Source organism: Streptomyces sp. NPDC020192 (assembly GCF_044388685.1).
Taxonomy (GTDB): Bacteria; Actinomycetota; Actinomycetes; order Streptomycetales; family Streptomycetaceae; genus Streptomyces.
The window spans coordinates 44,442-57,403 of the sequence record NZ_JBIRXG010000031.1; the positions used below are offsets into that span (position 1 = coordinate 44,442).

9 protein-coding genes and 1 pseudogene are annotated in these 12,962 nt (G+C 71.1%); 3 read left to right on the forward strand and 7 right to left on the reverse strand.

Features of this window, described 5'->3' with window-relative positions; all coding sequences use genetic code 11:
* Positions 1-383: 383 nt before the first annotated feature.
* Entirely contained in the window at positions 384-686 is a 303-nt protein-coding gene (locus tag ACH47Z_RS38735; protein WP_399082545.1) for a hypothetical protein, read from the forward strand.
* Here the strand turns inward: ACH47Z_RS38735 and ACH47Z_RS38740 are convergent, their stop codons facing one another.
* From ACH47Z_RS38740 to ACH47Z_RS38770, 7 genes and pseudogenes are all read right to left on the reverse strand, one after another.
* Complete coding sequence (locus ACH47Z_RS38740; protein WP_399082548.1) at positions 687-1,598, reverse strand: SMI1/KNR4 family protein; 912 nt, start codon at positions 1,596-1,598, stop codon at positions 687-689.
* Positions 1,599-1,700: 102 nt separating this feature from the next.
* Positions 1,701-2,642, reverse strand: coding sequence for a DUF6924 domain-containing protein (locus tag ACH47Z_RS38745; RefSeq protein WP_399082551.1), 942 nt, complete (start codon positions 2,640-2,642; stop codon positions 1,701-1,703).
* Between the two features lie 90 nt (positions 2,643-2,732).
* Positions 2,733-6,482: a CHAT domain-containing protein gene (locus tag ACH47Z_RS38750; protein ID WP_399082554.1), complete on the reverse strand. Its 3,750-nt coding sequence runs from the start codon at positions 6,480-6,482 to the stop codon at positions 2,733-2,735.
* A 373-nt stretch (positions 6,483-6,855) separates the two neighbouring features.
* Positions 6,856-7,897: pseudogene (locus ACH47Z_RS38755) on the reverse strand (FAD-dependent oxidoreductase).
* A 161-nt stretch (positions 7,898-8,058) separates the two neighbouring features.
* A complete protein-coding gene (locus ACH47Z_RS38760; RefSeq protein WP_399082557.1) occupies positions 8,059-8,211 on the reverse strand; it encodes a hypothetical protein in 153 nt (50 codons plus the stop codon).
* 42 nt (positions 8,212-8,253) lie between these two features.
* Positions 8,254-8,718, reverse strand: coding sequence for a DEAD/DEAH box helicase (locus ACH47Z_RS38765; protein ID WP_399082560.1), 465 nt, complete (start codon positions 8,716-8,718; stop codon positions 8,254-8,256).
* 67 nt (positions 8,719-8,785) lie between these two features.
* Complete coding sequence (locus ACH47Z_RS38770) at positions 8,786-9,757, reverse strand: Clp protease N-terminal domain-containing protein (RefSeq protein WP_399082563.1); 972 nt, start codon at positions 9,755-9,757, stop codon at positions 8,786-8,788.
* A 68-nt stretch (positions 9,758-9,825) separates the two neighbouring features.
* Here ACH47Z_RS38770 and ACH47Z_RS38775 point away from each other — a divergent pair, with 68 nt between their 5' ends.
* Together ACH47Z_RS38775 and ligA are read left to right on the forward strand one after the other, a co-directional pair.
* Positions 9,826-10,185 carry an excisionase gene (locus ACH47Z_RS38775; RefSeq protein WP_399082566.1) on the forward strand — a complete coding sequence of 120 codons (360 nt, stop codon included), beginning with the start codon at positions 9,826-9,828 and terminating at the stop codon, positions 10,183-10,185.
* A gap of 658 nt (positions 10,186-10,843) precedes the next feature.
* A complete protein-coding gene (gene ligA / locus ACH47Z_RS38780) occupies positions 10,844-12,934 on the forward strand; it encodes an NAD-dependent DNA ligase LigA (protein ID WP_399082569.1) in 2,091 nt (696 codons plus the stop codon).
* The last annotated feature ends 28 nt before the right edge of the window (positions 12,935-12,962 follow it).

Sequence of the window (12,962 nt, forward strand, 5' to 3'; positions counted from 1 at the left end):
TTCGTCCTGTGTCCAGATGGCCGACATCGCCTCGCCGCGTTCCTGCACGAGGCGCCACCGGGTCGCGGGATCGGTGCCCTGGTCACGCATCTCCTCCAGGTTCCAGCCGGCTCCAGCGAGGCGTTCTGCTTGGCGGGTGGGTGGTGGCATAGCAGCGTTCCAGCTCAGCACGGAAGCGGTCGTACACCTCGCCGCCGGCATGGCGGTCACCTCCGCTGTCGGAGTCCGGCAGCCGATCGATCTGCAACAGCCCGCCGACGCGGCTCAGTTGCCAGCACACGGGCCCGTACCACTCGTGCCTCCCTTCCCGCGGCGATACACATCCATGGTGGGCGGTCCTGTACCCACACCTGGCACGGGGAGCGATCGAGGCGCTGAGCGCCATGACGCTGGAGGTCGCCAATGGGTATTCGACCTCCTCATCCACGAGGACTGCCGAGGCGGTCATCTGCGTCACGATCCTCGGCAACGACATCCACGGCGCCGACCGCGACGCCATCGCCGTCAACGCGGTACGGCGACGTGCGAGGCAGTTCGTGAGCCAGGGCAGGAGCGTTCGGGCTCAACTACCGGCCGTCTGCCAACAGCTGGAACTGGACGAGACCATGTCGGCGTTCGTTCAACGCGTCGCGGCCGACCCGGAACGCTATGTCCTGGGCAGCGCGCACAGGATCATTGTCCCTTGATCACCGACCTGCCCTCTCGCGTTGCTCGAGCCACTCGAGGTACCAGGTGCGGAAGGTGTGGCGGTTTCCCCTCGCATCAACGTACGGCTCGAAGGGCGGGTTGACCGCGCAGTTCCGGTCGCGGAGTTCCCCGCGGTGCGGGCCGACGACGATGAGCCAGCCGGTCATCCCGCATCCGTTGTCGCTGATGGGGGTCGCGCCCCGCCCGCGTTCCAGGTGCCAGACATCGTCGCCGTCGTCGCCGAAGACCTCGCGGTAGTCGTCCAGAAAGTCGTCGTCTTCGTCACGGGTGGTGGATTCGCAGCCGGCGGCGCGAAGGGTCGCTATCTGCTGGTCGGCCCAGCCTTCCGTCTCGACGAACGGCCCGCTGGGGTCCAGCAGCCAGGGATGGTTCTCGTCGTCCTCCCAGACCCATCCCCATGTCCCGTCGATTCGGCGCAACGAGGTGAGCTGGAGTGCCGGTCCGGGGCCGCCGGCCCCGACCTCCGCCAGAAACGTGCGGTACTCGTCGGGGAGCGTGACACCGAACTGTGCTTCGACCTCGGCGATCTCGGCGGGAGTCAGGACAGGTTCGAACGTCGGGTACCGAGACGGCCCTCGGCCACGGGCCCGACGCTCTGCCTCCTCCACTGCGATGACGCGTTCCCGGACCGCTGACCAGTCGCTCTGCGTGTTCACGGCTCTCCTATCGACGATGAGCACGGAGCAACCCGGGACGGGGTCGGTGGTCCTGGCGAGGACGTATCGGGACATCGTGGAAGTGGTGGCCGACGCGCCGGGGCCGGTCCGCGCCAAGCAGATCGTGCCGAGGATCGGACTGTCGGCCGAGACCGGGAAGATCGAGGCTCTGGTTTCGGCTTCTGCCGGTGTGCGGGATCGGCTCCGCTCATCGCGACGGCGCTCGGCGACCATGACAAGACGGCCGCCCGGCTGGTCACGTGAGCGGGCGGAACCTGGAGCCGATGCGCCCCCTTGCGGCCACGGCCGAGCCCGATCGGGCCGGAGATCCGCTGATCATCCCTCCCACCACGGCTCCATGCCCTCCTCGGTGACGAACTCGTGGAAGTCCATGTTGGCGATCTCCAGGTTGCACGCCATCGATCCGACCATGCGGCATGGCAGTACGGCGGACTGCCCCGGCGTGTCGTACAGGTCGACGACGGTCAGCGGTCGGCCTGGCTCGGCAAAAGTCCGGGCGACGGCGAGCGCGACCAGTGTGGTGTGCTCCCCGGGCGGGACCAGCGCCGGGACCTGGCCCGGCAGGAGGCCCTCGAAGGCCCGGTCGTCGACGACCAGCGCCGTCAACGGGTAGTGCTCCACGTCGATCTCATCCGGGTCCAGGTCCGCGCCGACCCAGCCGTCCTCATCGGCCCCGCCCAGTTCGTCGAGCAGGGCGCACCAGCCGTCCCCGTCGTCGAAGGAGGTTCGGACCAGCAGGGCCGCGCCGGTGGAGGGCAGCGCCGGGAAGGACCGGCGCGGCGGCACCGTCGGCGCGGGAAAGGCCGGACGGCCACCGGCCCCCTGGTACATGCCGTACCTGTCCATGTCGCTTACCAGGTCGTCGAACGCGAGCGCACCGCCTAGCAGAGCGGACAGGATCTCCCCGAGCCGGGCCGACGGGACCCGGACGCCGCGCCCGGGTATCGCGGCCAGGTCCACCAGCAACGGCCCATCCCCGCCGTACACCACCGGGATGTCCGCCAAGACGACGACCGGCGGCACGAGGCCGCTGCCCGCGACGAGCGCCGGTACGTTACCGCCGTGCAGGTAGTCCCATCCACGGTCTTCGACCAGATGGAGCCGCACCCCGCTGTCCCCGAGGTCGAGCACGTCGCTTTCTCGGTGGCCCTCGAGCTCGTTGAGCAGTCCGCCCCACAGGGCCTTGCCATCCTCGTAGCACGTGCAGACCAACAGCACTGCGCCAGACACCGGCTGGGGAAGCTCAGGAATGGACATGACTCTCCTTCGAAGGACTTCATTCGGGAACACCTCAGGTCAGCGAGCACCCCGTACACCAACTCACACGGCCTCAAGCGTCAGCGGGGCTCAGCGTGCCGCGGGGTTGCCCTGGTGGGTGAAGGCGGCCCACAGGTAGATCTCGTGCAGGTCCGCGCGGGCGACCAGGCGGTGCAGCGGGTCGCCCAGGCCGGGCGGGGGCCGGCGGTCCGGGTCGAGCATCCACAACTGGGCGGCGCGCAGCGCGTCGGCGGGAGCGAGGTCCTGGCTGGTGAGGAAGTGGTGGAAGACGGCCATCATCAGCGCGGTCGCACCGTCGTTGACGGCCCACCGGGAGCCGACCACGTCGGCCGCGCCCCGGGCGACCAGGGCGGTGGAGAAGGTCAGTGCCTCGTCGTGGTCGCCCGTGCTCAGGTCGGTCTCGCAGGCGCTGAGCACGACCAGCGGGCCGTCCGGGCCGGGCGCCGCGGCCACGGCGTGGTCCAGGATCCGGGCGACGGTCAGCTCGCCGTCGGCCAGCGACAGCGCCGACCGCGTAGGACTCGGACCGGCCACACCGTGGCAGGACACGTGCAGGACCGCCGCCTGCTGACCGCCGCCCGGCAGCACGGCCAGCAGGTCCTCGCAGCTCCCCAGCGCATCCGGCACGCCCTCGGCCGCCACGAACTCGCCGTAGCGCCGGGCGTCCGGATAGCAGGCCGAACGCAGCGCCTCCGTCTCGATCTCGGCCCACACCAGGCTGAGCCGCGGGTCGGTGACCAGCACCCGGTGCCCGGTGGCGGGCAGCCGGTCGCGCGCGGCGGCCCGCAGGAACTGCGCCCCGGACGGCGCATAGCTGAACACCGCGTCCTGACAGGCGTACCGGTAACCCCCCAGCGGGATGTGCTTGCGCGCCGCATGCCAGGGGACGACGCCGAGCGGGCCACAGGGGATCAGCACGATTCGCGGCGGCCGACCGAGGGGTTCCAGGCAGTCGAGGACCGGCCCTACGGCAGCGGGCCAGGCCCAGTCGCACAGCTCGCTCAGCGCCGCCCGCCATTCCGTCTCGGCGGCCTCCCGCGACGCGCGCGACGCGTCCGGGTCGGCCGCCTTGCGGGAACGGTCCGCGGCGGCGGCGAGGTAACGCTCCAGCTGGTGACTGCCGGGAGAGAGCAGCAGCGGCAGGTCGAGCACGGCGGGCTCGGCGCCGCCGGGGCGCAGGATCAGCGCGTGTCCCGGGATGTGGGGGCGGAAGCCCTCGCCGGGGACCAGGTAGACCAGCGCGTCGGCCCCGGAGGCGGCCAGCGCGGCGGTCAGTGCGGCGGCGTCCGGGGCGCCGAGCAACTCCCGGGCGCCGGTGCCGTTTCCCGCCCCCAGTGCGGTGAGCGCCTTGCGCCGCAGGCTGCTCGGCAGCTCAGCGCCGGGGGCCGGGGCCGCCACCACCACGTCCGCTCTCCTCGGCCCGAGCGGATCCCTCTCAGCCGGACGCCCCTCGCCCGCATCCCCCTCAGCCCGATCCCCCTCGCGCGGGCCCCGTTGGAGTGGATGCCACGGTGCCTGCACCCGCCACCGCTCGGCCAGGTCGGAGTGACCCCGGTCCGCCAGCAGCCGGGGCACGCCGTGTGCGGCCGCAGCCGTCTGGAGCACCAGGGCCCGACCCAGCTCCAGCGCCTCCACGGCCTCGGCGGGGCGGCGGTCCTCGGCGCACCGCAGGGCCAGCCACAGCACGTGGCCGGTCGCAGCTCGGGCCACCGACAGGGCGTGCTCGGCGCCGAGTTGAAGGAGGACATCGGCTGCCATCAGCTCCAGTGCCTCGCGGCGGGTGTCCAGGCTCGCCTTCCGGTCCTCACTCGCGCGCGGGCCACCGGTCACCGCGCTCATCCAGTGGGCCGTGGACAGCTCCGTCAGAACCTCGACGTTCAACGACAGGCCGTGGCCTTCGGCGGCCAGCGTTCGGACCCGGCTCAGCTCGGCGATGCACGGGTCGAGCAGGCTGAGGTCACTGCGGTGGGTGGTCGCGCGGAGCATGGCCCGGCCGAGGGCGAGCCGCAGCTGGGCTTCGTCCCAGGGCGACGTCCGCGACTCCTCGATCACCCGGTGGACCTCCGCGATGGCGCGGTCGATGACCTCCCGGCGGGGGTCGGCCATGGCCAGAGCGGTCATCAGCTGGGCCCGCGTAATGGGGAAGTACGGTGCGAACAGCGGCGGGACCGTGGCCGGATCGATCTCCACCGCCTCCCGCAGGTACCGGGCGGCGGCGCGGAGGTCGGCCTGGTCTTCGGTGTGGGCGGCACGTTCGCCGTGAGCCAGGCCCAGCATGCCGGTGATGACGAAGCGTGTGCCCCCGTCGGGCGCAGGGGCGGCGTACCGGTCGCTCAGCATCTGGATCAGGTCCACTGCCGCGCGGGCCAGCGCGGCCTGGTCCCGGCTGCGGCGGGCCAGTTGGAACGCGGTGAAGAGGCTGAACAGCGCTTGGACATCGTCGCCCTCATCCGCGGCAGACAGCCCCTCGGCCATCGATTGGGCGGCGGCGCCATCCTGGAGGCTGCCTCCGAGCCTCGCGGCGGTGGAGACGCGATGGGCGAGGAGGACGGACAGGTACCGGCGGGCGGTCGCGGTGTTCGCCCCGTCCGCCGGGAGGGCGTCGATCCACTCCCGGAGCCATGCCGCGCTCCGCTCTACGCGTGCGATCTCGCCGTTCGAGACCCACAGGTTGTCGATCGAGGTGGACAGGATCAGTTCCAGGCTCAGCTCTCGCCGCCAGGCCGAAAGCGCGGCGGGGTCGGGGTCCGGCCGTATCGCGGCCGCGTCCACCTCGCCGAAGTCCAGCGTTTCGGGTATCTGGCGGTTCCCCGCCACCAGCAGGGCCGCGTGGAACTTGGCGACGCGGATCCGCTCGGGCGCGTCTGCGGGCAAGGTGAGCAACACCTCCCTGGCCGCCCGCGCGACGCGGTGGACGCGTTCGACGAGCGACCGGGGATCCTGCCCGCCCGATCTGAGCGCGGCGAGCACCTCGCGCAGCGGCGCGAACTCGGGCTGGTCCAGGCCCAGATCCGCCAGTTCCCGGCCGGCGTCCGCCGTGGAGACCTGGGAGCCGTTCACGGTGACGCACAGCCACTCCAGCAGGCGTGCGAACCGCACCGCGTCCCGGCGCGCCCAGTCCACCACCCCCTGGACGGCGTCGGCCAGCGCCTCCTCCATGGGCTCCACGGGCTCCCCGCGGGGCACCGCACCGACCGGACCCGCCGCCTCCTCACCATCGTTGCCCTCCTGGGGCGGAGACGGAGCACTCCCCCCGGGCGGGCCGGGGAGCGAGGACAGCATCGTCGCGACGCTCTCCATGACGGTCACGACGTTCTCCCGCGTCGTCAGGTCCCCGGCGACGATGCGGGCGAGAACGTTCAGGGCCTCGGTCAGCTGCTCCCGCAGGGATTCGGCCAGGGCGGGCGGCCCCGAGCCGTCGCGTGCCTCCGGAGGAATGCCGGGCGGGATGAGCAGCCCGGCCAGGTTGCCCCGGGCCATCATGGCGAGCCGGTCGTTCAGCGGCCTGACGCGGTCGGCCCACCGAAGATGGTTCAGGGCGGCCGCCCGCTCCCGCGGATCAGCGTCCGGCCGGCCCTTGAGTCGCGCCTGCATCAGCAGCCCAAGCCAGGGCACAACGGCCGCCCGGGCCGGGTCCTGCGCCGGTAACAGCCTCTCGATGGTGGCCAGATGCTCGGTAACGAACCGCAACGCGTCCAGCCGCGGATTCTCCCGCGCCTGGGGCCACAGCTCGTGCGCCTGGCGAACGGCGACGGCGGCCCAGGCCCGGAGCCCCGCGACATCTCCCTCGCCGTGGTCCCGCTGCTTCTCGTCGGCCATGCATACCCCCCGGCGACCGATGATCCCAGCCCGCTCCCCCGCCACGGTCCGCGACCGGGCAGGGGTGTCGCTGATCGAGGACAGGTTAGTCCCCCCGTGGCCTGACTGGCGTCGGGAAACGGTCACGCGCCGCACGGGAAGCGATCTTGGAAGCCCCAAGGCGGTGCGGGTCGGCCATAGTCTCGTGAACACCCCGGGTCCGTGCGCGGAGTTACGTCGGTCGGGGCCGTCCGATCGGGACGTGTGCGGAACCCGCGGTTCAGGTCCCTCGGTTGTCTCACGGGACGTCCCGGAGAGTGGCTCTGCCCTGCGGTACGGCCAAGAAGCCTCCACGATGCGGTGTCATGCGTTGCCTGGTCGTATTCGGTTGCCTTCAGCCCGGTTGGAAGAACGCGAGCATTTTCCGGCCGGCGTCCGGCGACATCAGGACGGCGGCGGGAAAGTCGTCCGTGTGCGCGGCCACCGCGAGGCCGAGCAGGGCGCCGTCGAGCAGCGCCATGTCGGCGTCCTGCCCCACCGGCGGCATCAGGTGCGCTGCATCGCCGAGCAGCGTCACGCCCGGCCTCGACGGCCAGGTCAGGCCGACCGGGAGAGTGGTGATCGACCGCGGCAGGACGGTGTCGTCGCAGGCTGCGATCAGTGCGGTGAACCGTGAGTCCCAGCCGGTGAACAGGTCGATCAGCCGCACCCGGGCGGCGGCCGGGTCGCCGAACGGGATCCCGCTGGTCGCGGACCAGTCCTCGGCGGTGTTGTAGAAGCTGAGGTACATGCGAACGCGGCCGTCGCCGTTGCGCTGCGCCGACAGGGATTGTCCGTTGCCGAGCACCCAGTAGTTGCCGCGCCCGACCATCGCCGCGAGGTCTGGGTGGGTGCGGTCGATGTCGGGAATTCCGAGCTCAACGACGTTTTGGCCGGTGTGCGCTGGTCGGGCGTCGGTGAGCAGCGCGCGGACCCGGAAGTCCGCGCCGTCGGCGCCGACCAGCAGGTCATACGTCGCACTGCTGCCGTCGGCGAAGTGCAGCAGGCCGTTGTCGGCGGACTCGAGCGCGTGCCCCAGCGCACCGCGTGATCGGGGAGAGAGTTCAGCATCAGGTCGCGCAGATCGGCACGGTCGACCTCAGGTCGTTCGAGCGGGGCGTCGTCGGGCGTATCCTCCTGGAGCAGCAGGGTGCCGTCCGGCTGGAGAAGACGCAGGTCCTGGCCTGCACGACGGGCAATCGCGTGGAACTGGTCGATCAGGCCGGCCTCGCGCATCGCTCGCTGCCCGGTTCCGGAGTGCAGATCAAGCATGCCGCCCTGACCGCGCGCGCCTCGCGATGATTCACGTTCGTACACGACGGCGTCGATGCCGTTCACGTGCAGCACACGGGCAATGGCCAGGCCACCCAGCCAGCTCCGACGATGGTGATGGTCACGGTCCCTCCGATTCACCGTATTACCTGCTCGCGGGACATCGACCCGAGGTGCGCGCGGGCCACCACCGGCGGGGCGCCGAACGCGATCCCGGACTCGCCGATCGCCTCGGCCGGGACCCTGGTCAGCCGGCCGGTCTCGGCCGGCTCGGCGACGGGTTCCTTCAGCCGGGCGGTGGACTCTCGGCAAGCCGAAGGGAGTTGGCGAACACGATCACCGACCGCTGTCCGCCGACCAGCGCGAGAATCCGCTGCACGGCATCCGGCACGATGGACGACCCGCTCCGGTCCCGCAGCCGGATCGATTTCCGGTTCACCGGCCGCACGATCTGACCGGCTGCCCGCGGCGAAGGAGGCGCTCACCTCCACGACCGGCCGGACCGTCGCGAACAGGCCGATCCGCTCTGCCGGTTCGCCAAGCTGCCCATCCGGACGAGCAAGGGACAGGGCAGGAACAGTGACTCCGGTGTGGCGACCAGGATGTCCGGCGGGGTGCGTGCGAACGCCCTGCGCTCGGTGGCGGAAGTGTCGCCAGTGCGCATGCCGACCGTGATCGCCGGCTCTGGCCGGCCGAGCCGGATGGCGGCCTGCGGATGCGCCAACGGCGCCCGCAGGTTGCGCTCGACGTCCGCCGGCGCCGGGTCGGTGGCCAGCCGGTCCAGCGCCCAGAGAAACGCGGCCGACGGCTTGCCGGAGCCGGTCGGCGCGACTACCCGCGCCTGCTGGCCGGCGGCGACGGCCCGCCAGGCGCCGCGCCCCGGTGGGCGCGGCGAACGCGCCTGTGAACCACGCCCTGCTCGTCGGCGAGAACGGTGCCGGCGCATCGTCGCTCACCACGCCCCGTCCTCGCCTGTCCCACCGACAGGTTCCGGCCCGCTGATCAGCCGGTGTTCACCGGCGGAGCCGCGGCGCGAGCACCGTGCGCACGACCTTGGCCACCTTGCTCGCGGCGGATCCGTCCTCTTCCTCGGGTTCCGGTTCCAGCACACGCTGGATCTGCAGCAGCAGTTGGTTGGTCGACCGCCAGAGCGGGACGAACATGCCGGCGACCGGCCCGGCGCCCTGGATCGGGCCGTCGGACAGCTCGGTGACCTTTTTGGCGATCGTGACCGTTGTCGGGTCCCGCAGGATCAGGTGCACCTCGTCGTCGACCAGCCGGATTTCCATCTTGCGCGCGGCGGCTTCCTCCGGGTTCGCGTCCGTGGTCGTGTCCGGATCCAGTTCGTCGATCTTGGCCGCGACCGCGTCCGGTTCGACCCCGAGTTCGCGCAGCACCCTGGCCGCCATGCTGTTCTCCGCCCGCAGCATCGCCTCGAGCAGGTGATGGCTGCCGACCGGTGCGCCACCGGCCAGCGCGCTGGCGGTGGACACGGTGTCCTCGGTGGCCGGGGTACCGGCCGGCCATGGGCTGGCCGCGACGTTCTGCGATCCCTCCACGGATGCCAGCACCGCGGTACGGATCTTGCTGATCGGATTGATCCGCTCGGCAAGCACCTTCGCGCCGATGCCCTCGCCCTCCCTGACCAGGGCGAGCAGGATGTGTTCCGTACCGATGTAGTTGTGGTTCAGCTTCTGCGCCTCGCGCAGGGCGAGTTCCAGCGTCTTCTTCGCGCGCGGCTCGAAGGGGATATGGCCGCTCAGCTCCTTCGTGCCGGGCTGGACCACCGCGGCGATGTCGACCTGCGCCGTCTCCTTGTCGTACCCGAGCTGGTGCAGAACCTTCGCCGCCATGCCGTCCGGCACCTCGAGCAGCCCCAACAGGATGTGCTCCGTGCCGATGTAGGTGTGCTTGAGCAGCCTCGCCTGCTCCTGGGCCGTGACGACCACCTGACGGGCTTTCACCGTGAACCTTTCAAAAGTCATGGTTCCAGGGTCTCAACCATGTCAATACACTGTTATTGATATGGTCACCGTGCGGAAGGGAGGGTGTGATGGAGACACCGTCGGACTGGGAGGACCGGCTCGCGCGCTGGCAGAACGAGCTGGAGTTGTTCGAGCAGTTGGACGGGACACCCTGGGTCACGCTGGCCAAGGCGGAAGCCGAGACCGGCGTTTCCCGCTCGGCCCTGCGCTCCTGGTACCGCAACGGCGAGATCCAGTCCCGGCTGGTGGACGGCCCGAACGGGCCGCAGCGCCTGGTCCAGTTGGACGCGGTGATCGAGCGCGCCGCCGCGTCACCGCGCATTCAGCGCAGGGCGGAACGAGAAGTCAGCCTGGAAGCCCAGGTCACCCTGCTACGGCACCGGGTTGACCAGCTTGAGCTGCGACTGGCCGCGCTGGAGCGGAAGTGACCGGCGCGAGCAGCACCGTGCCACCGTCGCCGGATCCGCCTGCTCATCCACGACCAGGGTGTACGGCCGGTCCAGCGACGCCCGGTAGGGAACGGGCCGGCACCGGGCTTGGAGTGTCCGGCCAGCGCCACCGCGGTCAGTGCCGCGTACAGCATCACGTGTTTCGCCTCGCCGAACTCTCCCATTCCGGCCAGGGCATCACCCTCCTGACACAGGTCCCTGAGCTCGGCATGGACCTCATCGGGCAGTTGCATGGCCGTCCCTGTCCAGGCTCGGAGCTTCGCGCAATAGGGCTCCTGCGAAGCCCCACGTGTGCAGCACGCCGGTGCGGCGCAGGCGACACAGCGGGAGGCTCTGACCGCCGGGCAATTCGGCTGCCACGTAAGCGAATCCCGCGCGGAAGCGGACTGTGATGGCATCCACCTGTGGCCGCCGCTCACGGGCATGACGGCTCGGACGCCGGTGCAGATGGTGCTGCATCGATTCCGGGGGCTTCGGCGCGCGCTCCATCGGCAGCGGGCGAAGACGGCGGTTGCGGTGATGCTGGAGGCGCGCGTGCGCGAGCGGCTGGTGCGGACGGCGGTCTCGGCAAAGTCCGAGACCCTGTCGGGACGCACGGGCGAGGGCGTTGTCAGTGGTGGCAGGCAGGATGGCGGGCATGACGACACCCGTTGTGCAGATTGTGGATGCCGCCGCCTACGCGCAGGCGGTCGAGGAAGCGGTGAAGGCCGCGGCCGCCTACTACGCGGGCGGTACCTCGCCCCTGGATGACGACGCCTACGACCGGCTGGTGCGGGGCATCGCCGCCTGGGAGACCGACCATCCCGACCAGATACTGGCCGACTCACCGACCGGGAAGGTCGCCGGCGGTGCCGCCGAGGGCGATGTGCCCCACACGGTGGCGATGCTGAGCCTGGACAACGTGTTCTCGCCGGAGCAGTTCGCCGCCTGGACGGCCGCTCTGGCCCGCCGGATCGGCCATGAGGCGGAACGCTTCAGCGTCGAGCCGAAACTCGACGGACTGGCCATCGCCGCCCGCTACACCCAGGGCCGGCTGACCCGGCTGATCACCCGGGGCGACGGGATCGCCGGTGAGGACGTCTCCCACGCGATCGGCACCCTAGAGGGCCTCCCCGACGAACTGGCCGAGCCGGTCACGGTGGAAGTACGCGGCGAAGTGCTGATGACCACCGCCCAGTTCGAGCATGCCAACGAGGTGCGCACCGCACACGGCGGGCAGCCGTTCGCCAACCCGCGCAACGCCGCAGCGGGCACCCTGCGTGCCAAGGACCGCGTCTACACCGTACCGATGACGTTCTTCGGTTACGGCCTGCTGCCCCTTGCCGACACCGAGCCCGTGCTCGCCGCGCAGCTGGGCGAACTCGCGCACAGCGAGCTCATGGCTCTGGCCGCCGAGCTCGGTGTGAACACCACCGCCGGCACCGCCGTGCCCGGCATCACCGCCACGACCACCGAGGCCGTCCTCGCCCGGGTGCGGGAAATCGCAGCCCTGCGGGCCCAGCTGCCGTTCGGAATCGACGGCATCGTCATCAAGGCCGATCTCGCCGCCGATCAGCAGGCCGCCGGATCCGGCTCGCGGGCCCCGCGCTGGGCGATCGCCTACAAACTGCCCGCCGTCGAGAAGATCACCCGGCTGCTCGATGTGGAGTGGAACGTGGGCCGCACGGGCATCATCGCCCCACGCGGAGTCCTGGAGCCGGTCGAGATCGACGGCTCCACCATCACCTACGCCACGCTGCACAACCCGGCCGACATCACCCGCCGCGATCTGCGTCTGGGCGACCATGTCATGGTCCACCGTGCCGGCGATGTGATCCCGCGCATCGAGGCGCCCGTCGCCCACCTGCGCACCGGCGTCGAGCAGCCGATCGTGTTCCCGCAGGTGTGCCCGCGGTGCGGGTCCGGCATCGACGCCGGCGAGGAACGCTGGCGCTGTGAGCAGGGCCGCAACTGCCACCTGGTCGCCTCCCTCTCCTACGCCGCGGGCCGCGACCAGCTCGACATCGAAGGCCTGGGCGCCACCCGCGTCGTGCAACTTGTCGAAGCCGGCCTGGTCACCGACCTCGCTGACCTGTTCACCCTCACCCACGACCAGCTCCTCTCGCTGGAGCGGATGGGCGAAACGAGCAGCGACAACCTGCTGGCCGCCCTGACCGAGGCCAAGACTCAGCCGTTGTCGCGGGTGCTGTGCGCACTCGGCGTCCGCGGGACGGGCCGCTCCATGTCCCGGCGGATCGCCCGGCACTTCGCGACCATGGACAACATCCGTGCCGCCGACGCCGACGCTCTGCAGGAGGTCGAGGGCATCGGTGCCGAGAAGGCACCCTCCATCGTCGCCGAACTGGCCGAACTCGCCCCGCTGATCGACAAACTCGTGGCGGCCGGGGTGAACATGACCGAGCCGGGCGCCACTCCCCCGTCGGCCGCCGCGGACAACGAGACCGCCGGCGCCCCGGCCGCCGGACCGCTCGCCGGGATGACGGTCGTGGTCACCGGCGCGATGACCGGGCCACTGGAGCAGCTCAGCCGTAACCAGATGAACGAGCTCATCGAACGGGCCGGCGGCCGCTCCTCCTCCAGCGTGTCCAAGAAGACCACGCTGGTGGTCGCGGGCGACAACGCCGGGTCCAAGCGCGCCAAGGCCGAAGACCTCGGCATCCGCCTCGCCACACCCGACGAGTTCGCCGCCCTCGTCGCCGACTACCTCACGTCGGGCGATGGTTCGTGAGAGTAGGCCGGGTCAAGCGGAGCCACAG

Bases quoted from the DNA above. Each gene is read 5' to 3' on its own strand.
- ACH47Z_RS38765 (WP_399082560.1), bottom strand. From the start codon at position 8,718: ATGCGCCGGCACCGTTCTCGCCGACGAGCAGGGCGTGGTTCACAGGCG.
- ACH47Z_RS38750 (WP_399082554.1), bottom strand. From the start codon at position 6,482: ATGGCCGACGAGAAGCAGCGGGACCACGGCGAGGGAGATGTCGCGGGG.
- ACH47Z_RS38745 (WP_399082551.1), bottom strand. From the start codon at position 2,642: ATGTCCATTCCTGAGCTTCCCCAGCCGGTGTCTGGCGCAGTGCTGTTG.
- ACH47Z_RS38740 (WP_399082548.1), bottom strand. From the start codon at position 1,598: ATGGTCGCCGAGCGCCGTCGCGATGAGCGGAGCCGATCCCGCACACCG.
- ACH47Z_RS38735 (WP_399082545.1), top strand. From the start codon at position 384: ATGACGCTGGAGGTCGCCAATGGGTATTCGACCTCCTCATCCACGAGG.
- ACH47Z_RS38775 (WP_399082566.1), top strand. From the start codon at position 9,826: ATGGAGACACCGTCGGACTGGGAGGACCGGCTCGCGCGCTGGCAGAAC.
- ligA (WP_399082569.1), top strand. From the start codon at position 10,844: ATGACGACACCCGTTGTGCAGATTGTGGATGCCGCCGCCTACGCGCAG.
- ACH47Z_RS38770 (WP_399082563.1), bottom strand. From the start codon at position 9,757: ATGACTTTTGAAAGGTTCACGGTGAAAGCCCGTCAGGTGGTCGTCACG.